Genomic DNA, 26,237 nt, shown 5'->3' on the forward strand with positions numbered 1-26,237 from the left:
TGGACGCGGATTTCACGGACAAAAGGAAGGATTACACGGATTTTCGACTTCAATTGCCTCCTGCACCCCGCCATGAGGTTTGTCGCAAGATCGCAAGCAGGGCAACTCTGGGACTCGTTCCGCGAAATCCCTGAAAAAATCCGTGAAATTCGTGTCCATTCTTGTTTTGACCGGGTGCACGGTGCTTCAAGCAATTGCCCTGGGGGAGGAAGGGTTTCCACCGACAGGCCAGCGGCACGCCCGGCGTTGCCGCCCGGAAGCGGGGCGCATAGAGTGGCGGTTCCTGCCCCGCTTCCGCCGCCCGTTTCGAAAGCACCGCCCATGTCCGCCGCCCTTCCCCCCATGGAACCGGAGCCGACCGCCCCCCGCCGCATCCTGGTGGTCGAGGACAGCCCGCTGAACCAGATGATCGTCAACGCCATCCTGTCGTCGGCCGATTACCGGGTGGAGATGGCCAACAACGGGTTGGAAGCGGTGATGGCGGCCCAGGCGGGCGGCTTCGACCTGATCCTGATGGATCTGTCGATGCCGGAGATGGACGGGCTGACCGCCACCCGGCTGCTGCGCGAACTGCCCGGCCCGGTCGGACGGGTCCCGGTGATCGCCATGACCGCCGACAGCGACGAGGCGGACCGCCAGCGCTGCCTGGATGTCGGCATGAACGACCATGTCGGCAAGCCGGTGGAGCGCGCCCAGCTGCTGGCCACCGTGGCCGAATGGCTGAAGCCCGCCGACCAGCGCAGCGCCACCGCCCCTTGCGGCCCCATCACCGAACCCAACGCCGACGCCGTGCTGGACCGGGAGGTGTTGCGTCAACTGGCCGATGATCTGGACGCCGAGTTGCTGGTGGAGGTTCTGGAACAGTTCCTGGCCGAAACCCAGGACCGCATCGCCCGCATCGCCCAGGAACCCGACCTCGACGCCCTGACGCGCGAGGCGCACACGCTGAAAAGCACGGCGGGGACCTTTGGCGCACACGCGCTCTGCGTCGCCGCCCGCGCGCTGGAAATGTCCTGCCGCGCCCGGGCGGAGGCCGAGGTGCGGGCGCTGCGTTTCGAGATTCCCCGCCTGGCGGAGGAAGCCATCGCCGCCTACCGCGTAGCGGGCTATCTGCCCTGAAATCCCCTCTCGTGGCTTGGACCTTAAAGGGGCCTTACAGCTTGCCTTCCGCCTGCCAGGCCAGACGCTTGCGGTAGATGGTCGAGGCGCTGATTTCCAGCAGCGCGGCGGCGCGGGGGATGTTGCCCTCGCACGCGGTGATTGCGTTTTCGATGGCGTCCTTTTCCACCTCCCACAGCGGCTTGATCGCCTCCGGCGTCAAGGGCGGCGGGAGCGGGGCGGGGGGAGGGGCGACCGCCTCAAGAACCGTCGCCATCGGCACGGGGGCCGCAGCGATCAAACCCGCCACGCCTCCACCCGGTGCCCCCAAAGGAGCCGGCAGCATCTGCGGCAACACCGTGTCGCCATCGTGCAGGACGGAGACGATGCGGACGACGTTCTGCAATTGGCGGACGTTGCCCGGCCAATGGTAGTGGCGCAGCGCCTGTTCGGTTTCGGGCGCGAACTGGGTGAAGCCCTTTTTCTCTTCCGCCGTGAATTCCGCCAGATAATGGCGGGCGATCTCCAGAACATCGTCCTCGCGCTCGCGCAGCGGCGGCAGATGGATGGGGATGACGTGCAGGCGGTAATAGAGATCCTCGCGGAAGCGGCCTTCCTCCACCTCGTGCAACGGGTCGCGGTTGGTGGCGCAGACGATGCGCAGATCGACCTTTTCCAGCTTCGACCCGCCGACCGGGGTGAAGGTCCCGGTCTGGATGAAGCGCAGCAGCTTGGTTTGCAGGTCGGGGGCGAGTTCGCAAATCTCGTCCAGGAACAGGGTGCCGCCGTCGGCCCGCGCCGCCGCCCCCTCGCGGTCCGCCACCGCGCCGGTGAAGGATCCCTTCATGTGCCCGAAGATCTCGCTTTCCATGAGATCCTTGGGGATCGCCCCGCAATTGATGGCGATGAAGGGTTTGGCCGCCCGCTGGCTCTGCCGGTGGATCGCCTCCGCGCACACCTCTTTCCCGGTCCCGGATTCGCCGGTGATGAAGACGGTGGCGCGCGAGGACGCCGCGCTGTCCACGATCCGATAGACCGCCTGCATCGCCAGCGACGAGCCGATGAAGCCGTGATAGCGCGCGCGGCCCAGATTCTGCTCCAGGCTGTCCACCATCTGGGCCAGCCGCAGCCGTTCCACCGCGTTGCGCACGGTCACGACCAGACGGTCCGCCGAGAAGGGCTTCACCAGGAAATCATAGGCCCCGTAGCGCATCGCCTCCACCGCCGCGTTCACCGACCCGTGGGCGGTGATGACGATGACGGCGCAGGGCAGGGCCTGGGCGTTGATGCGCTTCAGCACCTCCATCCCGTTCATGTCGGGAAGCTGAAGGTCGAGCAGCACCACCTTGGGCGCGCCATCGGCCAGTTGTTCGATGGCGGCGGCCCCGGTTTCCACCGCGATGACGCGGTAGGATTCCTTTTTCAGGAATTCCGTGTAGACGCGCGCCAGCGACGGCGTGTCTTCGATGAGCAGGACGGGGATGTGGCCAAGGGGCATGCGAAGGCAGCGCGCGGTCGTGGACGGGGAAAGGCGATTCGCCCTTCATGTCTACCAGATCTTTTGCGAAATCCCATCCGTTGCAATCGCAAAACCTGATGAAACACTCAAAAAGCCGTGCCGCAAGATTGCTGCGCCCGCGCGGCGGCCATGGACGCGCCGTTCGGGATGGATTATCTGCAACAGCCGGGGGACAGCCCCCGATCCAACGCAACAGGGGTGGGTAGGGTCATGGTCGATCACGCCAGTCTGACCGGCAAGCGCGTGCTGCTGGTGATCGCGGGCGGCATCGCCGCCTACAAATGCCTGGACCTGATTCGCCGCCTGCGCGAACGCGGCGTCACCGTCCGCGCCGTGCTGACGGAGGCCGGGGCGCGCTTCGTCACCCCGCTGTCGGTGCAGGCGCTGACCGAAGACACCGTCTACCGCGATCTCTGGTCGCTGACCGATGAATCGGAGATGGGCCACATCCGCCTGTCGCGCGAGGCCGACCTGATCGTCGTCGCCCCGGCCACCGCCGACCTGCTGGCCCGCATGGCTACCGGGATGGCCGACGATCTGGCCGCCACCGTCCTGCTCGCCACCGACAAGCCGGTGCTGGTCGCCCCGGCGATGAACGTCCGCATGTGGCAGCACCCGGCCACGCAGGACAACATGTCCCGGCTGGAACAGCGCGGCGTGCGCCGGGTCGGCCCCAACGACGGGGTGATGGCCTGCAATGAGTTCGGGCCGGGCCGCATGGCCGAACCGATGGAGATCATCGACGCCATCGCCGCCTTTTTCACCGAGTCGGGGCGCAAGCCGCTGGCGGGCAAGCGCGCCCTGGTGACGAGCGGACCGACCCACGAACCCATCGACCCGGTGCGCTACATCGCCAACCGGTCGTCCGGCAAGCAGGGCCACGCCATCGCCGCCGCGCTGGCCGCGCTGGGGGCCGACGTGACGCTGGTCAGCGGCCCGACCCGGCTGCCCGACCCGCCCGGCTGCACCGTGGTCGCCATCGAAACCGCGCGCGAGATGCTGGCCGCCTGTCTGGCCGCCCGCGACGCCGCCGTGCCGGTGGACATCGCGGTCTGCGCGGCGGCGGTGGCCGATTGGCGCGTGGCCGGGGCGTCCGACCGCAAGCTGAAGAAGGACGGCGGCGGTCCGCCCGCGCTGGCACTGACCGAGAATCCCGACATCCTCGCCACCCTGTCGCAGGCCGGGCCGCGCCGCCCGGCGCTGGTCATCGGCTTTGCGGCGGAGACCGGCGACGTGGTTGCCACCGCCACCGCCAAGCGGGCGCGCAAGGGCTGCGACTGGATCGTGGCCAACGACGTGTCGCTCGGCACCACCACCTTTGGCGGGACCGACAACACCGTGCACATCATCCGCGCCGACGGGGTGGAGTCCTGGCCGACCATGGGCAAGGACGCCGTCGGCGCGCGGCTGGCCGAGGCCATCGCCGCCCATGTCGCCGACTGAGTGTCCCCCTGATCCTGACCGGACGCCGCACCAATGACCGATCCGATGACCGATTCCCCGCCGACGCTGTCCTTCCTGCGCCTGCCCGGCAACAGCGACCTGCCGCTGCCCACCTACGCCACCGCCGGAGCCGCCGGGTTTGACCTGCGCGCCGCGCTGCCAGCGGGGGAGAGCCTGCGACTCGACCCCGGCCAACGCGCGCTGGTTTCAATCGGCTTCGCCGTCGCCGTGCCAGCGGGGTGGGAGCTGCAAATCCGCCCGCGCTCCGGCCTTGCGGTGAAAAACGGCGTCACCGTGCTGAACAGCCCCGGCACCATCGACAGCGATTATCGCGGCCCGGTCGGCGTCTGCCTCATCAATCTGGGCGCGGATCCCTTCGTCATCGCCCATGGCGACCGCATCGCCCAGGGCGTCGTCGCCCGTGCGCCGCAAGCCGCGCTGGTGGAGGTGGAGGCCCTGGACGAGACGGCGCGCGGCGCTGGCGGTTTCGGCTCCACCGGCGTGGCCTGAGACCCTGGTCTGAGACTGTTCCGGCGGATCAGCCGCCCAGCGGTGGGGCCTGGTGGAGGCCCCCGGCGTTCCACAGGGCGTTCGCCCCGCGTTCGATCCCCAGATCGGAGCGGCGGCCAAGGTGGCGGTCGTACAGTTCGCCGTAATGGCCGACCCAGCCGATCACCCGCAAGGCCCAGCCGTCATCCAGGCCCAAATCCTGGCCAAAGCCGGGGACGCCCCCCAGCAGGCGGCGGGTTTCGGCGTCGCCGGTGCTTTTTCGAGCGGCGGCGTTCGCGCTGGTGACGCCCTTTTCCTCCGCCGCCAGCAGCGCCAGCACGGTCCAGCGGATGATCGCCTCCCACGCCCGGTCGTCGTTGCGCACCATCGGCGACAGCGGCGTCCGGGTGATCGCGTCGGGCAAAATCGTGTAGTCCTGCGGGCTGGGCGCGCTTTGCGCCCGCTGCCCGTGCAGGGCCAGCCGGTGGCCGGTGTACAGATCGCAATGATGGTTGAAGAAGGCCCCCAGCGCCCCTTCGGTGGAGCGGAAGCGCTTGACCATCAGGCGGGTCCCGCTGCGGGCGATCCAACCGTCGATCCCGCTGGCCGCCATGGTCCCGTCCACCACGCAGACGCTCCCCCCGGCCGCCTGCGGCAAGGCGGCGATGCCCAAGGCGCGATGAACCATCACCGCCTGGGTGTCGAACAGATACACCACCGGAAAGGCAACGTCCTGGCTGTGCTCGCGCTCCTGCGTCCAGGTCGCGGCGTCCATCACCACATCGACCAGCCGGTCGCGCAGCACGGAAAAGCGGTTTTCCGCCCCGACCTCGACAAAGACCACCGGATCGTCCCGCCCCAGGGTGGCGATGGCGACGGCGCGGCACAGGTCGGGAAAGAAGCCGCGCCACACACCCGCCTCGTCCAGCGCCGACAGCCCCAGACCGGCGGCGGTGACGCCGCAGCGCAGAATCCCGGCCGCCCGCACCCGTTCCAACGTGCCCGCCGACGCGGGGGGCGTGGCGGCCAGACACAGCACGGCCAGACACAGCATCCGCAGCGCCAGACATCGGATCGTCCTCAGGATCGTCATCGGCCCATCCGTCCGGTGCGGACCGCCGCGCGCGGTCTTGCGCGCGGGACACCGGTCCATCGCGGCTGAGTCTATTTTTTGCACGGTGAATGCGTGATTAACGCCGGGGTTGCCGCCGCAGGCGCACGCCCCGGCTGACGGCCGGCCCCGGATGCCAATGAGAGAAAAGGGCGCAAACGAAACGGGCGCTCTTCCCATGGGCCACAGCCCCGGAAAGAACGCCCGATTCAGACCGTCACAGGCGAGACAGGCGCAAGGCCCGTCACCGCCCGAACCGGTCAGCGGATCATTCCGCCTTCTTGGTCAGATCCTCGCCGGTGGCCTGATCGACCTGCTTCATCGACAGCTTGACCTTGCCGCGATCGTCGAAGCCGATGACCTTGACCTTCACCGCGTCGCCCTGGGACACGATGTCCGACACCTTGGCCACGCGCTGCGGGGCCAGTTCGGAGATGTGGACCAGACCGTCGCGCGAACCGAGGAAGTTCACGAACGCGCCGAAATCAACGACCTTCACCACCTTGCCGGTGTAGACGACGTTCAGTTCCGGCTCGGCGACGATGCCCTTGATCCACTCGATGGCGGCGTCGGACTTCTTCTGATCGACCGCCGAAACCTTGACGGTCCCGTCATCGTCGATGTCGATCTTCGCACCGGTCTGCTCGACGATCTCGCGGATCACCTTGCCGCCGGAGCCGATCACGTCGCGGATCTTTTCCTTGGGGATGTTGATGACGGTGATGCGCGGGGCGTTTTCGTTCACGCCGTCGCGGGCACCGGTCAGCGCCTTGGCCATCTCGCCGAGGATGTGCAGACGACCGTCCTTGGCCTGGGCCAGGGCGATCTTCATGATCTCTTCGGTGATCGAGGTGATCTTGATGTCCATCTGCAGCGCGGTGACGCCGACTTCGGTCCCCGCCACCTTGAAGTCCATGTCGCCGAGATGGTCTTCGTCACCCAGGATGTCCGACAGCACGGCAAAGCCGTCGTCTTCCTTGATGAGGCCCATGGCGATGCCCGCGACCGGACGCGCCAGCGGCGCACCGGCGTCCATCAGCGACAGCGAGGTGCCGCAGACGGTGGCCATCGACGAAGAGCCGTTCGACTCGGTGACTTCCGACACCACACGCAGGGTGTAGGGGAAATCCTCCTTCTTCGGCAGCAGCGGGTGGATGGCGCGCCACGCCAGCTTGCCATGGCCGATTTCGCGGCGGCCCGGCGACCCCATGCGGCCCGCTTCACCCACCGAGTACGGGGGGAAGTTGTAGTGCAGCATGAAGTGCTCGCGGTATTCGCCTTCGAGCGCGTCGATGATCTGCTCGTCCTGGCTGGTTCCCAGCGTGGTCACGACCAGCGCCTGGGTTTCGCCACGGGTGAACAGCGCCGAACCGTGGGCGCGCGGCAGAACGCCGACTTCCGACACGATCGGGCGGACGGTCTTGGTGTCGCGGCCATCGATGCGGCGGCCGGTCTTTAGAACCGCGCCGCGCAGGATGTCGGCTTCCAGGTCCTTGAACTCGGTCGCGATCTGCTGGGCCTCATACTCGCCCGCCAGCGTCTCCAGGGCCTTGGCCTTGGCGGCCCCGACCTTTTCGTAACGGACCTGCTTGACCGTTTCGGTGTAGGCCGCCTCGACGTCGGCACCGACGGTGTCGCGCAGGCGGGCCTTCAGAGCCTTGCGGTCATAGGCCGGCTCCGGCATGTCCCACGGATCCTTCGCGGCCAGTTCGGCCAGCTCGATGATCGCGTCGATGACCGGCTGGAAGCCACTGTGGCCGAACATAACGGCACCGAGCATGACCTCTTCGGTCAGCTCCTTGGCTTCCGATTCCACCATCAGCACGCCTTCGGTGGTCCCGGCGACGACGAGGTTCAGATCGGAGTCGGTGATCTCGTCGGCGGTCGGGTTCAGAATGAACTGGCCATTCTTGTACCCGACGCGGGCCGCACCGATCGGGCCGAGGAACGGCACGCCCGACAGCGTCAGGGCCGCCGACGCGCCGACCATCGACACGATGTCGGGGTCGTTTTCCAGATCGTGGCTGAGAACCGTGCAGATGACCTGCGTTTCGTTGCGGAAGCCCTCAACGAAGAGCGGACGGATCGGACGGTCGATCAGGCGGCTGACCAGCGTTTCCTTTTCCGTCGGGCGGCCTTCGCGCTTGAAGAACCCACCGGGGATCTTGCCAGCGGCAAACGCCTTTTCCTGATAGTTGACCGTCAGAGGGAAGAAATCGATGCCCGGCTTCGGCGCCTTGGCGGCGACGGCGGTGCAGAGAACGGTGGTGTCGCCATACGTCACCATCACAGCGCCGCCAGCCTGACGGGCGATCTTGCCCGTTTCCAGAACCAGCTTGCGGCCGCCCCATTCGATTTCTTTACGGTGAACTGTAAACATTGAGTCTTTCCTTCCATCCGACACCCGAGACGACCGGATTGCCGCCCAGAGCCGGGGTCGTTAGTCGTAGGACCCCGTATTCAACACGATTTGATCGAAACGTTAAACATCTCGACCTTAGGTCGCTAATTGAACATAATTCCATATGTGATAAAAAGCAACGTAACCCATATTGGCTTCTTAACACAATATTTCCATATTGATAAAACACGAACTGCGAGTAATTTTAAGTCTTTACGATTTCTCGTTAGCTTTCTTCTCATCACTCTCGGTGTCAATGCTCGCGTATGCGGCCTTCACCAAAGTCATAATAGTGATTAGCATTCGAAGACGCCTAGAAAACGAAAAAGGTGGCTCTGGCTCGGTTATAATCCCACCATTGCGCCATCCCTCCTGAACCATATCAAGATCCAGCATAGAAATCATTAGCATGCTTCGCATTTCAACAGGAATGCGCTCCATGTCAATATCAAGAATACTAGCGCCGAGGGTGAGAGCAAAAAATGTGTTTGCAAATTGCACATTCGGAAGGTGCGCTACTGCATCAGATATATTTACGATGGGCTTTCGCTCAAGGACGCAAATTATTGTTAAAGCTGAAATTTTAGCGTGATTTATTCTACTTCCATCCATATCCATGGCGGACTTGAAACCGTCAAGATGCTGGAGATAAAGCGCAAATGCTTCCTCCAGCAAATCATGACGAAGAGCAAAAAGTTCGCCGTCAACGTCGCATTTATTTTTAACGTTTAAGGCAAGCTCATCACACACTCTTGCCGCTGCCCTATGCCAGGCGGCAAAACGGCGTTTTTGAAGTTCATCACTTTCCAAAAGAAACTGTTCTAATTCATCTGGCATTGTGAAAAAACAGCCCGGCACTGCCGGGCTGTTCCTTGAGAAGTTGGAAATCCGCAGGCAAGAGAACTATTGTGGCGCTTTACAACGCCTTTCAAGGTCCTCAAATGTCTCGCTCATTACGTTTCGCATTTTCCCTAAATTCGATTCAAGTCGACTCTCAAATCGAACATGGTCAAATGGGGGGGACCAATTTGACAAGAAAATCCTTCGCAATCTTTCTGCAAAAGGTATTTTCTTAAGTGCCTGCTCGGCCACTGTCATAAGCGTTTCCCTCGCTAACACCCTGTGAATTGAATCACAACAAGAGTCTGCTCGCAAGCCAATTCAATTAGCAATCAACGACGCAGGCCCAGACGCTCGATGAGCGTGGCGTAGCGGCCCTGATCCTTCTTCTTCAGATAATCAAGCAGGCTGCGGCGCTGACCGACCATCACGAGGAGACCACGGCGGGAGTGGAAGTCCTTCTTGTGGCTCTTCAGGTGTTCGGTCAGGTTGCTGATCCGCTCGGTCAGGATCGAGACCTGGACTTCCGGCGAACCGGTGTCGTTCTCACCGCGCGAGTATTCCTTGATCAGCTCGGCCTTACGCTCGGGCGTAATCGACATCGGGGTCTCCTACAAATTCAAAGGTTGAGCACGCGCACCGGACGGACCTCCGCCCCCTCGACCCGTGCCAGCGCCACCGGCGTCTCGCCGCAAAGCGCAATGACGGTGCCATCCCCGCCAACAGCCCCCCGAAGCGCCTCAAGGCGTTCGCGGTCCTGTCGGGTGAGGAGAGCCACCGTCTGGCCGTGTCTCAGTCGGTGCGCTTCCGCTTCGGTCAAGGCAAGCGCCGGGATGTCGTCCAGCGCGGTCTTGATCGGCAACAGAAGTCGTTCGACGGCGGCACCTTGCTCCATGGCCGCCAATTCGTCCAGGGAAATCGCGTTGTCCAGCGTAAAGGAGCCGACGCGCAGACGGCGCAGCAGTTGGACATGGCCCACCGTGCCCAGCGCTTCGGCCAGATCGCGGGCCAGCGAGCGGACATAGGTCCCCTTGCCGCAATCGACCTCGAACAGCGCGTGGTCCGCGTCGATCACCTCGACCAGGGCAAAGCGGTCGATGCGCACGCGCCGCGCAGCCAGATCGACCACATCGCCCTCGCGCGCGATGTCATAGGCGCGCTCGCCGTCGATCTTGATGGCGCAATATTGCGGCGGCACCTGATCGATCTCGCCCAGGAAGGCGGGCAGGGCGGCGGTGATGGCCTCGACCGTCGGGCGGTGATCGGACCGGTCGATCACCGCGCCCTCGCGGTCGTCGGTGCTGGTGCGTTCGCCCCAGCGGATGGAAAAGCGGTAGGTCTTGGCCCCGTCCATCGCGTAGGAAACGGTTTTGGTCGCCTCGCCCAACGCGATGGGCAGGATGCCGGTGGCCAGCGGATCGAGCGTGCCGCCATGCCCGGCCTTGTCGGCGTTCAACAGACGCCGCACCTTGGACAGCGCCTGTGTCGAACTCAGCCCTTCGGGCTTGTCCAGCACGACCCAGCCATGGATCGGCTGGCCCTTGCGCTTACGAGCCACGGCGCGCGCCCTTGCCGCTGTGGTCCCCGTCGGAGTCGGCATCGGAGTCGGCGTCCTCGCCGTCCTCCTCATCGTCCCAATCGTCGCCGTCCTCGTCGCCGTCATCATCACGATCGTCATCGTCGTCGTCGTGATCGCCGTCGTCATGATCATCGTCGCCGTTGACGCGGCCCAACCCCTTGCCGCTGAGATCGCGGGCCACTTCCGGGCTGTGCAGGATGGTGTCGATGTGGTGGGCGTAGTCGAAGGAGGTGTCGCCCTCAAAGAACAGGGTCGGCGCGTGGCGCAGATTGACCATGCGGGCGACCTGGCCGCGCAGGAAGACCGACGCGCGCTTCAGCGCAACCGCCGCCTCCTCCATCTGGCCGCCGCCCAGCGTGGTGAAGAACACGGTGGCGTTGGCCAGATCGGGGCTGATCCGCACCTCGGTCACGGTGATGTTGAAGGCGGAAAGTTCCGGGTCATAGAAATCGCCGCGCCGGAACAGCTCGGCCAACGCGTGGCGCAACTCCTCGCCGACGCGCAATTGCCGTTGGGAGGGGGGCTTTCCGGCGTTGACCGCGCCGCGCTTCTTGCTGGCCATGGGCAGATTCTTTCGTCGCTGTCGTGTCGTGTCGGACGGCGTCCGGGCGATCCGCGTCCGGTGGCGTCGCCGGAGAGGCGAGGGCGGGGCGCGTCGGTTCGGATGGCGTTGCCGCCGCTGGGGACCGCCCGGGGGCGGTCGGGACGGATCGGCGTTGATCGGGTTGTGCGACCCGCAGCGCGCGACCCGCAACAAGGGTCGTCAAAACAGGAAGGCCCGCCCGTCCCCGGCAACAGGCCGAAGACGGGCGGGCGATCCAACACCGCTTAGAGTTCGCGAGCGATCTCTTCGATTTCGAAGGCTTCGATCTGGTCGCCCGGCAGGATGTTGTCGTAATTCTCGAAGGCCATGCCGCACTCGTAACCCTCGCGGACGTCCTTGACCTCGTCCTTGAAGCGCTTGAGCGTCTTGAGCGTGCCCTCGTGGATGACGACGTTGTCGCGGAGCAGACGGACACCGGCACCGCGCTTGACCGTGCCCTGCGTGACCATACAACCGGCGACCTTGCCGACCTTGGTGATGTTGAAGACCTCGCGGATCGTCGCGTAACCGATGAAGCGTTCCCGCAGCGTCGGCGACAGCAGACCGGTGAGCGCCGCCTTCACGTCGTCGATCACGTTGTAGATGATCGAGTAGTAGCGGATTTCCACACCGTCGCGCTTGGCCAGATCGCGGGCCTGCGGGTTGGCGCGGACGTTGAAGCCGATGATCATCGCGTTCGACGCGTTGGCGAGCGTGATGTCGGATTCGTTGATCGCACCGACCGAGTTGTGCAGGACGCGGACCTTGACCTCGGTGTTCTCGGCCGTGAGCTTCTCCAGCGAGCTGGCGATGGCTTCGATCGACCCCTGCACGTCGCCCTTGATGACGACCGGCAGTTCCTTGGCCTCGCCCGCCTGGATGCGGCTGAACATGTCCTGCAACGAGCCGCGCGCGGTCGCCGCCACCGTCGCTTCGCGCTTCTTGCGCTGACGGAACTCGGCGATTTCGCGGGCGCGCGCTTCGGTTTCGACGACCGAGAAGTCGTCGCCCGCCATCGGCGTGCCGTTCAGGCCCAGCACCTCCACCGGAACGGCCGGACCGGCCTCGGCGACGTTCTGGCCACGGTCGTTGATCAGCGCGCGGACGCGGCCCCATTCGGCACCGGTCACGAACACGTCACCGACCTTCAGCGTGCCGCGCTGGACCAGCACGGTGGCGACCGAGCCGCGACCGCGTTCCAGCTTGGCTTCGATGACCACGCCTTCGGCGGTGCGGTTGGCGTTGGCGCGCAGCTCCAGGATTTCGGCCTGGAGGAGGATGGCCTCTTCCAGCTTGTTCAGGTTGCGCTTGGCCTTGGCCGACACCTCGACGTCGAGCACGTCGCCGCCCATCTCTTCGACGACCAGCTCGTGCTGCAACAGCTCCTGACGGACCCGTTCGGGCTTGGCGTCGGGCAGATCGCACTTGTTGATGGCGACGATGATCGGCACCCCCGCCGCCTTGGCGTGGCGGATGGCTTCGATCGTCTGCGGCATGACGCCGTCGTTGGCGGCCACCACCAGCACCACCACGTCGGTGACGTTGGCACCACGGGCGCGCATCTCGGTGAAGGCGGCGTGACCGGGGGTGTCGATGAAGGTGATCTTCGCCCCCGACTCCAGCGTCACCTGATAGGCACCGATGTGCTGGGTGATGCCGCCGGCTTCGCCCGACACCACGTCGGTCTGACGCAGCGCGTCGAGCAGCGAGGTCTTGCCGTGGTCGACGTGACCCATGATGGTGACGACCGGCGGACGGGCCACCAGGACGGCATCCGCCTCCTCGTCGGCGCGCAGGCCGATTTCCACGTCGGATTCCGACACGCGGCGGACGCGGTGGCCAAACTCGCCAATGATCAGTTCGGCGGTGTCGGCGTCGATCGTCTGGTTGATCGTCGCCATCACGCCCATGCGCATCAGCGACTTGATGACGTCAGCCCCGCGTTCGGCCATGCGGTTGGCCAGTTCCTGCACGGTGATGACTTCCGGCAGAACGACGTCGCGCGTGACCTTCGCCGTTTCCTGACGGCTCATCATGCGCAGACGTTCACGCTCGCGGGCGCGGCGGACGGCGGCCAGGGACCGGGTGCGGTCGCTGCTGCCATCGTCGCTGAGCGCCTGCGAGACGGTCAGCTTGGACCCCTTGCGGCGATCGCCACCGGCCGGAGCCTTGGCGGCGGGACGGGCCGGGGCGGCCTTCGCGGCACCGGGAGCGCCACGACCACCCTTGCGGCGGTTGTCGTCCTCATCCTCGGCGCGGGCCGGGTGAGCGGCGACGGCACCGGGGGCCGGGCGGGCGCTGTCGGTGGTGGCCGGACGGTTGGCCGGGGCGGCACCGGGACGGGCGTCGCCCGCGTTGCGGTTCGGACCGCCAGCGGTGCGCGGACCGGCGCCATCACGGCCAGCCCCGTCACGGCCCCCATCACGACCTTGACCGTCGCGGCGCGGGGCCGGTTCGGCTTCGCGGCGCTTGGCCTCTTCGGCCTCCTTGCGGCGGGCCTCTTCTTCCTTGCGGCGGCGCTCCACCTCTTCGGCGGCCTTCCGCTCCTCCTCCTGGATCGCGCGCAACTCTTCCAGCTCACGCTGGCGGAGGGTCTCGGCGTCCAGAATGATCGGCGCAATCTCTTCAACCGGGGCGGGGGCGCTCGCCGCGACGGCGGCGGCCTCAGCGGCCTCGGCGGCGGCGACCGCCGCGCGGGCGGCCTCGTCTTCCGCGTCGATGCGGCGCTGTTCTTCTTCCTGGGCGGCACCGCGCAGGGCGCGCATGCGAGCTTCCAGCTCCTCGCTGGTCAGCTTGCGGCCACCGGTCGGCGCGCCACCACGGGGGCGCTGCCCCGCCGGGCCACGGATCGGCAGGCCCTGAGCGGCCTGGCGAGCGGCGGCACCGCCGTCGGCGATGCCGGGAACCGCGCCCTTTTCAACATGGCGCTTGCGCTTGACCTCGACCGTCACCGCTTTCGACCGGCCATGGGAAAAGCTCTGCCGGACCTGCGTCTCGACCGGCTTCTTCGACTCCAGCTTCCCTTTGCCGGAGCCGGAGAGGTGCAAGACTTTTTTCTGGTCCTGGTCGTTGCTGTCGGTCATCGGTTCCCGAATCGTCAGTCGTTACATTGCAGGCCGGTCGGCACCATCGCCGACTCCCAAGCCCTTATCACACACAGCGGGGGCGTCTGCCCCCCGAAGGCCGGAGAGCCGGGCCGCATCGCGCGCCAGGCTCTTGGCCAACCGTCCTTGCGCGACCACCGCGTGCACCGCGTGATCGCGGCCCAACGCGGCGGCCAGATCAGCCGACGCGAACAGCGCGATCACCGGCAGGTTCGGCGCGAGCGCCGTCACCTTGCCGCGTTGGTCGAGCGAACCGTCTCGGGCTTCGACCAGGAGGGCGGGCGGGGGACCCGACCGACCAACCTGATTGCCGCGCAACGCTTCGCGCACCTTCTCATACCCGGCCAGAACATAACCCGCACGGCGGGCCAGCCCCAGCGCGTTCAGGCAGCGCCGTTCCAGCAGCCGGTCCAGCCGTTCGGCCAGATCCGGCGGCACCGTCACCGCCCGGCGCGCGGCCTTGGCGAAGACGGACTTCCCCATGGCCTTGGCCAGTGCCGCCCGATCCGCCGTGACCCACAGGCCACGACCGGGCAGCGTTTCCTCCAGGTCGGGAACCACCGTGCCGTCGGGGGCGATCACGAACCGGATCATGCCGCCCTTCGGTCCCACCGTGGCCGACGCGATGCAGCGGCGCAAAGGCCCCTTCTCGTCGTCCGCCGGGTGATGGTCCACCACCTCCGGGATCGTGTCGTCGGTGGCGTCCGGTGCCTCTGCGTCGTTCCGCTCGGTCATCCGTTCGTCATCCACCCGTCGCGATCCCCAAACTCAACAGCCGCGTTGCCGCAGCGGGACGTCATCACGCCGAAGCGCCTTGCCCCGACGCGTCGGCGTCACCGGCCGCCGCAGCGCCCTCGCCGTCGAACCAATGGGCGCGGGCCGCCATGATGATCTCGTTGGCTTCCTCTTCGGTCGGGCCGTCCTTGCCGAGAATCTCGACCAGTTCGTCGCCCGCCAGATCGGCCAGATCGTCCAGCGTCTTCACACCGTTTTCGCCCAGCTTGACCAGTTGCGCGGCGGTGCAGCCGGTCAGTTCGGCGACCACATCCTCCACGCCCAGCTCCAGACGGCGCTCGTTGGCCTGGCTTTCCTGTTCATCGAGGAAAGCCAGCGCGCGCTGCTTCAGCTCGTCGGCCACCGACTCGTCGAAGCCCTGGATTTCCGCCAGCTCTTCGGTTTCGACATAGGCGATTTCCTCGACCGAGGTGAAGCCTTCGGCGACCAGCAGATGGGCGATGACGTCGTCCACGTCCAGCGCCTGCATGAACAGGCCGGAGCGGTTCTGAATCTCGTCGCTGCGGCGTTCGGACTCTTCCTGTTCGGTCAGGATGTCGATGTCCCAGCCGGTCAGCATCGAGGCCAGACGCACGTTCTGGCCACGGCGACCGATGGCGAGCGACAGCTGATCGTCCGACACCACCACCTCGATGCGGCGGTTGTCGTCGTCGAGCACGACCTTGACCACTTCGGCCGGGGCGAGCGCGTTGACGACGAAGGTCGCCGCCTCGCTGGCCCACGGAATGATGTCGATCTTCTCGCCCTGCAACTCGCCGACCACCGCCTGGACGCGGCTGCCGCGCATGCCGACGCAGGCACCGACCGGGTCGATGGAGCTGTCGTTGCTCAGCACCGCGATCTTGGCGCGGGAACCGGGGTCACGGGCGACGGCCTTGATCTCGATGATGCCGTCGTAGATTTCCGGCACTTCCTGGGCGAACAGCTTCGCCATGAACATCGGATGGGTGCGCGACAGGAAGATCTGCGGGCCGCGCGGCTCTTCGCGCACGTCGTAGATGTAGGCGCGCACGCGGTCGCCGTTCTTGAAATGCTCGCGCGGCAGCAATTCGTCGCGGCGCAGGATCGCTTCGGCGCGGCCCAGATCGACGGTGACGTTGCCATACTCGACGCGCTTGACCAGACCGTTGACGATTTCGCCCTTGCGGTCCTTGAACTCGTTGAACTGGCGCTTGCGCTCGGCGTCGCGCACCTTCTGCACGATGACCTGCTTGGCGGTCTGCGCGGCGATGCGGCCGAAATCGATGGGCGGCAGCGGATCGATCAGGAAATCGCCGATCTTGGCACCGGGCTTACGGCGCTGGGCGTAGGCCAGCGTGACCTGCGTCGCCTCGTTCTCCACCGTCTCGGCCACTTCGAGATAGCGGGTCAGGTGGATGTCGCCGCTCTTGCGGTCGATGCGGGCGCGGATGTCGTGCTCGTGGCCGTACTTGGACCGACCGGCCTTCTGAATCGCCTGCTCCATCGCCTCCAGGACTTCGTCCCGGTCGATGTTCTTTTCGCGAGCGACCGCGTCAGCGACTTGCAGCAGTTCCATCCGTTACACTTCCTGGGTCGGCGTGTGGTCTTGGGGGCGGGGCAGGGGCTGGATCAGCCCTGCGACTCCTGGCTGGCACGGATCAGTTCGTCTGTCAGAACCAGCTTGGCGCGCAGGATGTTGTCGAATTCCAGCCGGGCGGCTCCCTGTTCGGTGTCGATGCACACAAGGCCGTCTTCGACGCCCTTCAATATGCCTCGGAAGCGCTTGCGGCCATCGCTTGACGCCAGCCGGGTGTCCAGCTTGGCTTCGAAACCGGCAAAGCGCGCGTAATCCTTCAGGCGGGTCAGCGGGCGGTCAATGCCCGGCGAGCTGACCTCCAGCGTGTAGGCGTCGCGGATCGGATCCTCGACGTCGAGCAGGGCGGAGACAGAGCGGCTGATGTCCGCGCAATCCTCCACCGTCATGGCCGCGCCATCGGCACGCTCCGCCATGATCTGGAGAACCGCCCGCTGGCCGCCCGAAATCTGGACACGCACGACTTCGTAGCCCATGGCCTCGACCGACGGCGTGATGATCTGTTCGATGCGACCTGATGCGTCCATGTTCAACCAACCTGCTGCCTGCGACCGGGATTGGACCGGGCCAGGCTCCTGCCCGTGCGTTGCCGCACGCTGATAAAAAAATAAGTGGGCAAAAGCCCACCCGCAATGCGTCCCGACGGCCTGGTTTCCCGGACCGCCGTTCCGTATGGGTTTACGAGGCTGACTATAGTCATTCCCACCGACGCCGCAAGCTTTTTCCCTGGCCTTGTCCCGCGCATCAAGCAAGGCTGGGGTGGCGACATGATGATGCCGGGGATGACGAATGATTTTGGAAGCCGCTTTGCTGATGGTTCGCCCAGGACAGGAGCCGGATTTCGAACGCGCGATGGACGAGGCCCGGCCCTTGATCGCCGCCACGCCCGGTTTTCGTGGGATGGAGGTGCGGCGTTGTCTGGAGGTTGCCAACCGTTACCTTTTGCTGGTCCATTGGGACCGGCTGGAGGACCACACGCAAGGCTTCCGGGGGTCTGAGCGCTACGCGGGTTGGAAGGCGCTGCTTCACCATTTTTACGACCCGTTCCCGCTGGTGGAGCATTTCGCCCCGGCGGTGGTCGCGGTTCCCGATCCGGCATCACCCGCCCCGACCTGATCGGGATGCGGCGGGACGGGTGAACCCCTCGCCCCGCCGACACGGGTCAGCGCGGGTTGCGGAGGAAGCGCAGGAAAACAGGCTTGCGGCCCGCCTCGATCGCCTTTTCCTCGTATCGGGTGGCGGGCCAATCCGCCGGGCGCACGCGCCAATCCGACGGCACCCGCGCGGTCCAGGTGAAGTCCGGGTGCTTCATCAGGTGTTCCAGGCTCCAACGCACCAGCCCCATGTCGTCGCTGGCCACCCGCAGCTCGGCCCCGTCCTTCAGCACGCGCGACAGGCGGGCCAGATTCTCCGGCCCGATGAAGCGGCGGCTGTGGTGGCGGGTTTTCGGCCAGGGGTCGGCGAACAGCACAAAGGCCCGACCAATGGACGCGTCGGGCAGGGCATCGATCAACGGGCGGGCGTCGTCGGCCAGCACGCGCACCCGCGACTCCAGCCCGGCGTCCTCGACCAGCGCCAACAGGCTGGCCACGCCGTTGATGAAAGGTTCGGCCCCGATCACCCCGACCGACGGGTTGTCCGCCGCCACCCGCGCCAGATGATGGCCGCCACCAAATCCCACCTCCAGCCAGACATCCGTCACCGGAACAGCGAACAGGCCCGGCGGATCCAGCCGGTCGCCCCGCTGCGGGGTGGGAATGCTGAGCGTCGGCAACAGCGTGTCGAGCAGGCCGGTCTTGCGCTTGTGCAGCGGACGGCCCTTGCGGCGGCCATAGACGCGGTTCTTGACCCCGCCGGACTCGGCGTCATCCGAGGTCGCGGGATGGGTGGGATCGGCGGATTGGATCGGGTCGGTCATGGCGGTGAAACGGGTCTCAAGAAAATCCAGACTTCATAAAACACAACAGGGGCCGCGAACGGCCCCTGTTGCGTCAACATCGCCCGAAACCGGACGGAACGGATCAGAGCAGCGCGCTGCGCAGATCGCCGACCAGATCGGTCTTTTCCCACGAGAAGCCGCCGTCGGCGTCCGGGGTGCGGCCGAAATGGCCATAGGCGGCGGTGCGGGCGTAGATCGGCTTGTTCAGGCCCAGATGCGTGCGGATGCCGCGCGGGCTGAGATCGACGAGCTGCTGCAACACCTGCGACAGACGATCCTCGTCCACCGCGCCGGTGCCGTGGGTGTCGACATAGACCGACAGCGGCTTCGACACGCCGATGGCGTAGGACACCTGGATCGTGCACTTCTCCGCCAGTTCCGCCGCGACGACGTTCTTGGCCAGATAGCGGGCGGCGTAGGCGGCGGAGCGGTCAACCTTCGTCGGATCCTTGCCGGAGAAGGCACCGCCACCGTGCGGGGCGGCCCCGCCATAGGTGTCGACGATGATCTTGCGGCCGGTCAGACCGGCGTCACCGTCCGGGCCGCCGATGACGAAACGGCCGGTCGGGTTGACGTAGAGGTTCGCCTCGTCGCACATCCAGCCTTCGGGCAGGCAGTTGACGATGTGGGGGCGGACGATCTCGCGGACCTCGTCCTGGCTCAGCCCCTCGGCGTGCTGGGTGGACAGCACGATGGCGGTGGCCCCAACCGGCTTGCCATCGACGTAGCGCAGCGTCACCTGGCTCTTGGCGTCGGGGCCAAGCTGCGGGGCGGCACCCGAATGGCGGGCCTCGGCCAGCGACTTCAGAATGGCGTGGGAGTAGTAAATCGGGGCGGGCATCAGCGCCGGGGTTTCGCGGCAGGCGTAGCCGAACATGATGCCCTGGTCGCCAGCGCCTTCGTCCTTGTTGCCAGCGGCGTCAACGCCAACGGCGATGTCGGCGGACTGGGAATGGACCAAGCACTTGACGTCCATCTTCTGCCAATGGAAGCCGTCCTGTTCGTAACCGATGTCCTTCACCGCCGCGCGGGCGACCTCGACCAGTTGATCGGCCTTGATGCTGTCCGGACCACGGACTTCGCCGGCCAGAACAACCTGATTGGTGGTGGCGAGAGTCTCGACGGCGACGCGGGCCTGCGGGTCGTGCGACAGATACAGGTCGACAATGGCGTCGGAAATGCGGTCGCAGACCTTGTCGGGATGGCCTTCCGACACGGATTCGCTGGTGAAGACGTAGTTCAGCTTAGCCACGGGGAACCTCGGCTTTTGGCGGTGCGCTATTTCACAAGTCGAAACGACAGATCGGTACAGCGCCCGCAGGACACCGACCCACTGCGTATGTGACAAGGATTCGCTCCGGGGTCAAGCCATCTCCCCGATCAACACATTCGGCGTGTCAATAACGACATCCGTACTGATAATGTGTCGCAGTATTTTCATCATCGAATGGGGAATGCGTGGAAAAATCGCACTCCCCTTCGATGGTCGGCATGATCCGGCTTATTCGGCGGCGTCAGCGACGGCGGCGTTGGCAACCGCCTTGGTCAATTCAAACAACCGCTTGCGCACGGACGGATCATTGATCTTGTAATAGGCGCGCACCAATTCCAGCGTCTCGCGCTTGGCCATCGGATCGGGTTCATACCCACCGGTCGCGCGCTCTTCACCACCGGCCGTCTCGTCCTCATCGTCCACACGGGCGGCGGCGGCGTCGGCCGGCATGTCGTCGAAGAAGAAGGACACCGGCACGTCCAACACGCGGCTCAGGTCGAACAGGCGCGACGCACCGATGCGGTTCGCCCCACGCTCGTACTTCTGGACCTGCTGGAAGGTCAAACCGATGGCTTCACCCAGCTTTTCCTGGCTCATGCCCAGCAGAGTCCGGCGAAGCCGAACGCGCGATCCGACATGCACGTCGATGGGGTTGGGCTTTCCGGTTTTCGGACGACCGGCACCCGGACGGCGCCCCCGTGGCGCCCCTGTCGCTGCTTGCATCTGGCTAATCCCTGTAACAGTTGTGCAACTTAGATATGGCATATCCACGTATGCAGTCAAGCCCGCCGCGATTCATTCCCCAGGACTAGGAAGAGAGATCGTTAAAGCGACTGCGCGGTGAATGGCTTCGGGAGAAGATCGCCACAAGAAAACACGCCAGAAGCCCAAAACCGAAGAGCACATCCCCAGCACGGCTATAAAGAGTGGTTTCATCCGGCGCTTTCGGCAACGTGGTATCGATGATTCCCCGTTCCCCCAACCCGAGTGACTGTCTCACACGCCCATAGGCATCCACCAGCCCGGAAATACCCGTATTGGCGACGCGGACCAACGGCATCCCTTCTTCGACCGCCCGCACCTGATTGATGGCGAAATGCTGATAGGGTCCGGCGGTGTGCCCGTACCAGGCGTCGTTGGTCAAGTTGAGCAGCCAGCGCGGGCGCTCCACCGGGTCGGCGACGGCACCGGGGAAGATTCCTTCGTAGCAGATCAGCGGGCTGACCGGCGGCAGGCCGGGCAGGGTCAGCGTGCGCGGTCCGGGGCCTGGGGAGAACTCCGCCCCGTTGCTGGCGATGGCGTCCACCGGGATCCAGCGGCGCAAGGGCATGTATTCGCCAAACGGAACCAGATGGGCCTTGTCGTAGCTGCCCACCACAGCCCCGCTGCCGTCCACCGCGACCAGACTGTTGAAATAGCGCCACCCATTGTCGTCGGTCCGCTCCGACCGGGGCGCGCCGGTGATGAGCAGCCCGCCGGACGGCGTCACCGACGCCAGCGCCTGCCGCACCCGCGCGTCGCGCTCGATGAAGAACGGCACGGTGGTTTCCGGCCACAGGATGTGCGTCACCGGTTCGGGCGCGGGCAGGGCGGACAGCTCCAGATTCTCCCGGACATTCTGTTCCCGCTGGCCCTCGGCCCATTTCAGCCGCTGGTCGATGGCGGCCTGCACCAGCCGCAGCCGCACCCCCGGAACCACCGCGTCGGACGCCGTGGCCAGCCGCCAGCCGCCCCAGCCGCCCAGCAGCGCCAGCGCGGCCAGCCCAACCACCAGCGCGCCCCAGGCCCGACGCGGCCGCGCCAGCGGGTCGGCCAGCGCGGCGGGGAGGGCGGCGACCAGCACGGTCAACAGCGACAGCCCGTAAATGCCGACCAGCGACACCCCTTGCAGGACCGGCAGCACGCCGACCCAGCCATAGCCGATGAGATTCCAGGGGAACCCGGTGAAGGCGTGCCCCCGCACCCACTCCATCAGCCCCCAGGCGGCGGCGAACAGGCAGGCGGAGGCCACCCCGCCGCCAGCGCCCCGGACGCGCAGCGCGTGGAACAACCACCCCGCCACCCCGGCGAACAGCCCCAGCAGCACGGGCAGCCCCACCGCCGAAAAGGGCAAGGCCCACCAGAATTGATGGATGTCGGTGAACAGCGCGGCGCTGATCCAATACAGCCCCAGCAGGTGATGACCAAAGCCGAAGCACCAGCCGATCGCAAAGGCGCTGCGGCCACGCGCCGCCCCCTCCAGCAACCAGATCAACCCGGGAAACGCCACCAGCAGCACCGGCAGGGCATAGGCGGGGGGCAGGGCAAAGGTCGCCAGCCCGCCCAACGCCATCGCCGCCAACCACCGCCGCCGCCCGGACAGCGCCATCAGCGCGGCGCGCGCACGCGCAGCCGAGGCCAGGCCGACGGGGGTGTCAGAAGGGATCACCGCACACACTCCAGAACAACGGGCACAACGCGCCGGAAACAGGGCGCGCCCCAGACTTGGCGCAACCCATGACAAACACAACCCTGCCGCGCCCGATGTCACAGGCGGGGCAGGGTTGCGCGAAGACGGATGAAATCAGGCGGTTTCGGCCAACGGAGCGGCGCTGTTGGCGGGCGCGTTGCGCACCCGCAACCGCTTCAACCGGCGCGAATCCGCATCGACGATTTCGAACTCCAGGCCCGAGGGGTGGGTCAACAGCTCGCCCCGCCCCGGCACGCGACCGGCCAGCGACACCACCAGACCGCCCAGCGTGTCGATGTCCTCCCGCTCCTCGTCGGTCAGGACGGGACCGACGCGCTCCTCGAAATCCTCGATGGGCAGGCGGGCGTCCACGATCAGGCTGCCGTCGGGCCGCTCGTCCAGCCGGGGGGCAGCGGCCTCGTCATGCTCGTCCTCGATCTCGCCGACGATCTCCTCGACCAGATCCTCGATGGTGACAAGCCCGTCGATGCCGCCGAACTCATCCACCACCAGGGCGAGATGGCTGCGGCTCTGCCGCATGTCCACCAGCAGATCGAGCACCCGCATCGACGGGGCGACGATCTTCACCGGGCGCAGGATGCCTTGCAGATCGGCCGCCACCGCGTGCCCCGCCGATTGGCGGGCCATGATCGACAGCACATCCTTGATGTGGATGACGCCGATCACCTCGTCCAACGTCTCCCGGAAAACCGGCAGGCGGGAATGGCCTTCCTCGGCGATCTTCTGGATCAGATCGGGAAAGGGGGTGTCGATGTCCAGCGCGACGATGTCGGCGCGCGGGACCATCACATCGGCCACCGTGCGCCCGCGCAGCTTCAGAATGTTGGTGAGGAGCGCGCGTTCGCCAGCGCCCACCGATTCTTCCGCCCCGTCGGGATCGTCGATCATCCCTTCGATCGTGGCGCGCAGCGAGGAATCGCCGCGCCCCCCCATGACGGTGCGGAGCCACCCCTTGAACAGGTGGCCCAGGGAGTGTTGGTCTTCGGCCCCGTCTTCACGGGGCGTGCGACTGTCGGAAAGATCGCTCATTGGTCCGGCGGTTCGTGGTTGTCGGCGTACGGGTCGGCGATGCCGAGCGAGGCAAGCAGCCGGGTTTCCAGCGCTTCCATCTCCTCGGCCTCGTCGTCCGTTTCGTGATCGTACCCCAGAAGATGCAAAACACCATGCATGACGAGATGCGACAGGTGATCGTCGGGGGATTTGTTCTGTTCGGCGGCTTCGCGCTGGACCGTTTCATAGGCCAAGATGACGTCGCCCAGCAGGACGGGCGCGCCCTCCTCCGGGTCCGGTTCCTCGGCTTCGGTCAGGGCGAAGGACAGGACGTTGGTCGGCTTGTCCTTGCCGCGATAGTCGCGGTTGAGTTGCTGCACCAGCGCGTTGTCGGCCAGCACCAGCGACAGTTCGGCCGGGCCGTCGTCGGGCGGGTAGGTGGCGGCCAGCGTGGCGCGGGCGACGCGCTCAACCAGCGTTTCGGCGTGGTCGGGCCAATCCCCGGCTTCGCGGGACACGGCGATCTCAAGCTCCGGCATCGCTTGATGATCCGGCTGTGTCTGATCGGGGGCGGAACCGGTCATCGTGTCGTCTCCCAGGCGCGCGACGGGGCGGCGGCGGCGCGCTGCGCCTCGGCCCGGTCATAGGCGCGGATGATGCGCGCCACCATCGGATGGCGGACCACGTCGGCGTCGGTGAACTGGATGAAGCGGACGCCCTCGACCCCGGCCAGAATCTCCATGGCGTCGCGCAGGCCCGACCGGGTGCCGTTCGGCAGATCGATCTGGGTGATGTCGCCGGTCACGGCCATCCGCCCGCCTTCGCCCAGGCGGGTGAGGAACATCTTCATCTGCATCGGCGTGGTGTTCTGCGCCTCGTCCAGGATGACGAAGGCGTTGCCCAGCGTCCGGCCGCGCATGAAGGCCAGCGGGGCGATTTCGATCTCGCCCGATTCCAGCCGCTTCTTGACCTGCTCGGCGGGCAGCATGTCGTGCAGCGCGTCGTAGAGCGGCCGCAGATAGGGATCGACCTTGTCCTTCAAATCGCCGGGCAGGAAGCCCAGACGCTCCCCGGCCTCCACCGCCGGGCGGGACAGGATGATGCGGTCGACCTGCCCGGTGGTCAGCAGCGCCACCGCCTGGGCCACCGCCAGATAGGTCTTGCCGGTGCCCGCCGGACCCAGCCCGAACACCAGCTCGCTTTCGGCCAGGGCCTGGAGATAGGCCGCCTGCATCGGCGAGCGCGCGGTGATGGCCCCGCGCCGCCGGGTGCGCAGGGTGATTTCGGTGGACGCGACGGTGGCCAGTGTCTGCAACCGGGTTTCCTCGTCGGTGTCGGAGGTGGCCATGCGCACGGCGGCGTCAACCTCGCCCGGCCCGACCGGCAAACCACGGCTCAACCGGGCGTACAGCGCGTTGAGGGCGGAGCGGGCGGCGTCGGCGGCGTCGGACGGTCCCGCCACGATCAGCGTGTTCCCGCGCGAGGAGAGCGACACGCCCAACAGCGCCTCGATCCGGGCCAGATGGCGGTCATGCTCGCCATACAGCATCGGCAGAAGCCGGTTGTCGTCGAACTGGACGTCGATCCGCCGGGCGGTCAGGTCGCTGGTCGGGCCGGTCAAGCGCGGGCCTCCGCGTGATCGACCGCGCGGCCCGCCGTCGACGCGAATTCGCCGGTGACGATGCGGCCCGCCAGGCTGTTGGGCCGGGCGTCTTCGATCCGCACCTCGACGATCTGGTTCAGCAGCCGTTCGTTGGCGTCGGCGTGGACCGACTGCATCCACGGGCTGCGGCCCAGAAGCTGGCCGGGACGGCGGCCCTTGCGGTCGAACAGCACCGGCATGGTCCGGCCAACGAAGCTATGGTTGAAGGCGACCTGCTGCGCGCCGATGAGCTGTTGCAGGGCCTGCAAGCGGGCCTCCTTCACATCCTCCGGCACCTGTTTGCTTTCCAGCGCCGCCGGGGTTCCCGGACGCGGGCTGTATTTGAAGCTGTAGGCCTGGGCGTAGCCGACATCCGTCACCAGCTTCAGCGTCGCGGCGAAATCGGCGTCGCTTTCGCCGGGGAAGCCGACGATGAAGTCGCTGGACAGCGCCAGATCCGGGTTCACCGCGCGCAACCGGTCCACCAGACGGCGGTAATCGTCGCCGCTGTGTTTGCGGTTCATCGCCGCCAGGATGCGGTCCGATCCCGACTGCACCGGCAGATGCAGATAGGGCATGAGCTGCGGCACCTCGGCGTGGGCGCGGATCAGCTCGTCGTCCATGTCGCGCGGGTGGGAGGTGGTGTAGCGGATGCGGGCCAGCCCGTCGATCTCCGCCAGCGCGCGGATCAGACGACCGAGTCCCCAGCTCGACCCGTTCGGGCCGTCGCCGTGCCAGGCGTTGACGTTCTGGCCGAGCAGGCTGATTTCCCGCGTGCCGCCCGCCACCAGACGCCGCGCCTCCGCCAGAATCTGGTCGGCGGGGCGGGAGAACTCCGCGCCACGGGTGTAGGGGACGACGCAGAAGGTGCAGAACTTGTCACACCCCTCCTGCACCGCCAAAAACGCGGCCACGCCCTGGCTGGTCGCCTCTTCGGGCAGGAAATCGAACTTCGATTCCGCCGGGAAATCGGTGTTCAGCACGCTGCCCGCCGCGCGGCTGGCCTTGGCCACCATCTCCGGCAGGGTGTGGTAGGTCTGGGGACCGAACACCATGTCGACATAGGGCGCGCGGGCGACGATCTCCTCGCCCTCGGCCTGGGCGACGCAGCCGGCCACGGCCAGGATCATCTTGCCATCGCCGCCCGTGTTGGCGACGGCCTTTTCGTCCTTCAGGATGCGCAGCCGCCCCAGCTCCGAAAAGACCTTGTCGGCGGCCTTTTCGCGGATGTGGCAGGTGTTGAGGATGACCATGTCGGCCCCCTCCGGCTCATCGACCGGACGATACCCCAGCGGCGCCAGGACATCCGCCATCCGGGCGGAGTCGTAGACATTCATCTGGCAGCCCCAGGTCTTGATGAACAGCTTCTTGCTCAACCCACACCCTTCCGCGCAAAAATCCGCGCC

General features: G+C 66.3%; 23 protein-coding genes. 4 read left to right on the top strand and 19 right to left on the bottom strand.

Going from position 1 to position 26,237, the window contains the following annotated elements; all coding sequences use genetic code 11:
- The first annotated feature begins 321 nt into the window (after positions 1 to 321).
- On the top strand, positions 322 to 1,119 hold the full coding sequence (locus EJ903_RS07150) for a response regulator (protein ID WP_126613588.1): 798 nt from the start codon (positions 322 to 324) through the stop codon (positions 1,117 to 1,119).
- Positions 1,120 to 1,153: 34 nt separating this feature from the next.
- On the opposite strand, the gene EJ903_RS07155 is transcribed toward EJ903_RS07150, so the two are convergent.
- Positions 1,154 to 2,596 carry a sigma-54-dependent transcriptional regulator gene (locus tag EJ903_RS07155; protein ID WP_126613590.1) on the bottom strand — a complete coding sequence of 481 codons (1,443 nt, stop codon included), beginning with the start codon at positions 2,594 to 2,596 and terminating at the stop codon, positions 1,154 to 1,156.
- A gap of 231 nt (positions 2,597 to 2,827) precedes the next feature.
- Between EJ903_RS07155 and coaBC the strand changes: the two genes are divergently transcribed.
- Both coaBC and dut read left to right on the top strand, forming a co-directional pair.
- Positions 2,828 to 4,060 (top strand): bifunctional phosphopantothenoylcysteine decarboxylase/phosphopantothenate--cysteine ligase CoaBC, encoded by a 1,233-nt coding sequence (coaBC, locus tag EJ903_RS07160; protein ID WP_126613592.1) that lies wholly within the window; start codon positions 2,828 to 2,830, stop codon positions 4,058 to 4,060.
- A gap of 45 nt (positions 4,061 to 4,105) precedes the next feature.
- Positions 4,106 to 4,570: a dUTP diphosphatase gene (gene dut / locus EJ903_RS07165; RefSeq protein ID WP_126613594.1), complete on the top strand. Its 465-nt coding sequence runs from the start codon at positions 4,106 to 4,108 to the stop codon at positions 4,568 to 4,570.
- 28 nt (positions 4,571 to 4,598) lie between these two features.
- Here the strand turns inward: dut and EJ903_RS07170 are convergent, their stop codons facing one another.
- The 10 genes from EJ903_RS07170 to rimP form a co-directional block, all read right to left on the bottom strand.
- Positions 4,599 to 5,642 carry a transporter substrate-binding domain-containing protein gene (locus EJ903_RS07170; RefSeq protein WP_158627891.1) on the bottom strand — a complete coding sequence of 348 codons (1,044 nt, stop codon included), beginning with the start codon at positions 5,640 to 5,642 and terminating at the stop codon, positions 4,599 to 4,601.
- A gap of 286 nt (positions 5,643 to 5,928) precedes the next feature.
- A complete protein-coding gene (pnp, locus tag EJ903_RS07175) occupies positions 5,929 to 8,040 on the bottom strand; it encodes a polyribonucleotide nucleotidyltransferase (RefSeq protein WP_126613597.1) in 2,112 nt (703 codons plus the stop codon).
- 234 nt (positions 8,041 to 8,274) lie between these two features.
- Complete coding sequence (locus EJ903_RS07180; protein ID WP_126613599.1) at positions 8,275 to 8,919, bottom strand: hypothetical protein; 645 nt, start codon at positions 8,917 to 8,919, stop codon at positions 8,275 to 8,277.
- Between the two features lie 314 nt (positions 8,920 to 9,233).
- Positions 9,234 to 9,503 carry a 30S ribosomal protein S15 gene (gene rpsO / locus EJ903_RS07185; RefSeq protein WP_126613601.1) on the bottom strand — a complete coding sequence of 90 codons (270 nt, stop codon included), beginning with the start codon at positions 9,501 to 9,503 and terminating at the stop codon, positions 9,234 to 9,236.
- 17 nt (positions 9,504 to 9,520) lie between these two features.
- Positions 9,521 to 10,459, bottom strand: a complete 939-nt coding sequence (truB, locus tag EJ903_RS07190) for a tRNA pseudouridine(55) synthase TruB (RefSeq protein WP_126613603.1) — start codon at positions 10,457 to 10,459, stop codon at positions 9,521 to 9,523.
- The gene (gene rbfA, locus EJ903_RS07195) at positions 10,449 to 11,042 is read right to left on the bottom strand and encodes a 30S ribosome-binding factor RbfA (protein ID WP_126613605.1); all 594 of its coding nucleotides are present in this window, start codon (positions 11,040 to 11,042) and stop codon (positions 10,449 to 10,451) included. Before rbfA ends, truB begins: the two co-directional genes overlap by 11 nt.
- Positions 11,043 to 11,308: 266 nt before the next feature.
- Positions 11,309 to 14,146, bottom strand: a complete 2,838-nt coding sequence (gene infB, locus EJ903_RS07200; protein ID WP_126613607.1) for a translation initiation factor IF-2 — start codon at positions 14,144 to 14,146, stop codon at positions 11,309 to 11,311.
- Positions 14,147 to 14,167: 21 nt separating this feature from the next.
- Entirely contained in the window at positions 14,168 to 14,902 is a 735-nt protein-coding gene (locus EJ903_RS07205) for an RNA-binding protein (protein WP_126613609.1), read from the bottom strand.
- A gap of 64 nt (positions 14,903 to 14,966) precedes the next feature.
- Positions 14,967 to 16,499: a transcription termination factor NusA gene (nusA, locus tag EJ903_RS07210; protein WP_126613611.1), complete on the bottom strand. Its 1,533-nt coding sequence runs from the start codon at positions 16,497 to 16,499 to the stop codon at positions 14,967 to 14,969.
- Positions 16,500 to 16,552: 53 nt separating this feature from the next.
- The gene (gene rimP, locus EJ903_RS07215; RefSeq protein WP_126613613.1) at positions 16,553 to 17,044 is read right to left on the bottom strand and encodes a ribosome maturation factor RimP; all 492 of its coding nucleotides are present in this window, start codon (positions 17,042 to 17,044) and stop codon (positions 16,553 to 16,555) included.
- A 262-nt stretch (positions 17,045 to 17,306) separates the two neighbouring features.
- Between rimP and EJ903_RS07220 the strand changes: the two genes are divergently transcribed.
- On the top strand, positions 17,307 to 17,633 hold the full coding sequence (locus EJ903_RS07220) for an antibiotic biosynthesis monooxygenase family protein (RefSeq protein WP_126613615.1): 327 nt from the start codon (positions 17,307 to 17,309) through the stop codon (positions 17,631 to 17,633).
- A 46-nt stretch (positions 17,634 to 17,679) separates the two neighbouring features.
- On the opposite strand, the gene trmB is transcribed toward EJ903_RS07220, so the two are convergent.
- The 8 genes from trmB to miaB form a co-directional block, all read right to left on the bottom strand.
- The gene (gene trmB / locus EJ903_RS07225) at positions 17,680 to 18,435 is read right to left on the bottom strand and encodes a tRNA (guanine(46)-N(7))-methyltransferase TrmB (RefSeq protein WP_126613617.1); all 756 of its coding nucleotides are present in this window, start codon (positions 18,433 to 18,435) and stop codon (positions 17,680 to 17,682) included.
- Positions 18,436 to 18,538: 103 nt separating this feature from the next.
- On the bottom strand, positions 18,539 to 19,708 hold the full coding sequence (gene metK, locus EJ903_RS07230) for a methionine adenosyltransferase (protein ID WP_126613619.1): 1,170 nt from the start codon (positions 19,706 to 19,708) through the stop codon (positions 18,539 to 18,541).
- 249 nt (positions 19,709 to 19,957) lie between these two features.
- On the bottom strand, positions 19,958 to 20,452 hold the full coding sequence (locus tag EJ903_RS07235; protein ID WP_126613621.1) for a helix-turn-helix domain-containing protein: 495 nt from the start codon (positions 20,450 to 20,452) through the stop codon (positions 19,958 to 19,960).
- An 85-nt stretch (positions 20,453 to 20,537) separates the two neighbouring features.
- Positions 20,538 to 22,157 (bottom strand): apolipoprotein N-acyltransferase, encoded by a 1,620-nt coding sequence (gene lnt, locus EJ903_RS07240; protein WP_246015305.1) that lies wholly within the window; start codon positions 22,155 to 22,157, stop codon positions 20,538 to 20,540.
- Between the two features lie 135 nt (positions 22,158 to 22,292).
- Complete coding sequence (locus EJ903_RS07245; RefSeq protein ID WP_126613623.1) at positions 22,293 to 23,228, bottom strand: hemolysin family protein; 936 nt, start codon at positions 23,226 to 23,228, stop codon at positions 22,293 to 22,295.
- Positions 23,225 to 23,773, bottom strand: a complete 549-nt coding sequence (gene ybeY, locus EJ903_RS07250) for an rRNA maturation RNase YbeY (RefSeq protein ID WP_246015307.1) — start codon at positions 23,771 to 23,773, stop codon at positions 23,225 to 23,227. Before ybeY ends, EJ903_RS07245 begins: the two co-directional genes overlap by 4 nt.
- Entirely contained in the window at positions 23,770 to 24,810 is a 1,041-nt protein-coding gene (locus tag EJ903_RS07255; protein ID WP_377006090.1) for a PhoH family protein, read from the bottom strand. The genes ybeY and EJ903_RS07255 overlap by 4 nt, the downstream gene beginning before the upstream one ends.
- Positions 24,807 to 26,207, bottom strand: a complete 1,401-nt coding sequence (miaB, locus tag EJ903_RS07260) for a tRNA (N6-isopentenyl adenosine(37)-C2)-methylthiotransferase MiaB (RefSeq protein WP_126613625.1) — start codon at positions 26,205 to 26,207, stop codon at positions 24,807 to 24,809. Before miaB ends, EJ903_RS07255 begins: the two co-directional genes overlap by 4 nt.
- Positions 26,208 to 26,237: the final 30 nt, after the last annotated feature.

It is taken from the genome of Azospirillum griseum, assembly GCF_003966125.1.
In the GTDB taxonomy this organism is placed as follows: Bacteria; Pseudomonadota; Alphaproteobacteria; order Azospirillales; family Azospirillaceae; genus Azospirillum; species Azospirillum griseum.

Bases quoted from the DNA above. Each gene is read 5' to 3' on its own strand.
- EJ903_RS07155 (WP_126613590.1), bottom strand. From the start codon at position 2,596: ATGCCCCTTGGCCACATCCCCGTCCTGCTCATCGAAGACACGCCGTCG.
- infB (WP_126613607.1), bottom strand. From the start codon at position 14,146: ATGACCGACAGCAACGACCAGGACCAGAAAAAAGTCTTGCACCTCTCC.
- coaBC (WP_126613592.1), top strand. From the start codon at position 2,828: ATGGTCGATCACGCCAGTCTGACCGGCAAGCGCGTGCTGCTGGTGATC.
- ybeY (WP_246015307.1), bottom strand. From the start codon at position 23,773: ATGACCGGTTCCGCCCCCGATCAGACACAGCCGGATCATCAAGCGATG.
- nusA (WP_126613611.1), bottom strand. From the start codon at position 16,499: ATGGAACTGCTGCAAGTCGCTGACGCGGTCGCTCGCGAAAAGAACATC.
- rimP (WP_126613613.1), bottom strand. From the start codon at position 17,044: ATGGACGCATCAGGTCGCATCGAACAGATCATCACGCCGTCGGTCGAG.
- rpsO (WP_126613601.1), bottom strand. From the start codon at position 9,503: ATGTCGATTACGCCCGAGCGTAAGGCCGAGCTGATCAAGGAATACTCG.
- EJ903_RS07235 (WP_126613621.1), bottom strand. From the start codon at position 20,452: ATGCAAGCAGCGACAGGGGCGCCACGGGGGCGCCGTCCGGGTGCCGGT.
- trmB (WP_126613617.1), bottom strand. From the start codon at position 18,435: ATGACCGACCCGATCCAATCCGCCGATCCCACCCATCCCGCGACCTCG.
- rbfA (WP_126613605.1), bottom strand. From the start codon at position 11,042: ATGGCCAGCAAGAAGCGCGGCGCGGTCAACGCCGGAAAGCCCCCCTCC.
- EJ903_RS07205 (WP_126613609.1), bottom strand. From the start codon at position 14,902: ATGACCGAGCGGAACGACGCAGAGGCACCGGACGCCACCGACGACACG.
- pnp (WP_126613597.1), bottom strand. From the start codon at position 8,040: ATGTTTACAGTTCACCGTAAAGAAATCGAATGGGGCGGCCGCAAGCTG.
- EJ903_RS07220 (WP_126613615.1), top strand. From the start codon at position 17,307: ATGATTTTGGAAGCCGCTTTGCTGATGGTTCGCCCAGGACAGGAGCCG.
- EJ903_RS07170 (WP_158627891.1), bottom strand. From the start codon at position 5,642: ATGACGATCCTGAGGACGATCCGATGTCTGGCGCTGCGGATGCTGTGT.
- EJ903_RS07150 (WP_126613588.1), top strand. From the start codon at position 322: ATGTCCGCCGCCCTTCCCCCCATGGAACCGGAGCCGACCGCCCCCCGC.
- EJ903_RS07245 (WP_126613623.1), bottom strand. From the start codon at position 23,228: ATGAGCGATCTTTCCGACAGTCGCACGCCCCGTGAAGACGGGGCCGAA.
- dut (WP_126613594.1), top strand. From the start codon at position 4,106: ATGACCGATTCCCCGCCGACGCTGTCCTTCCTGCGCCTGCCCGGCAAC.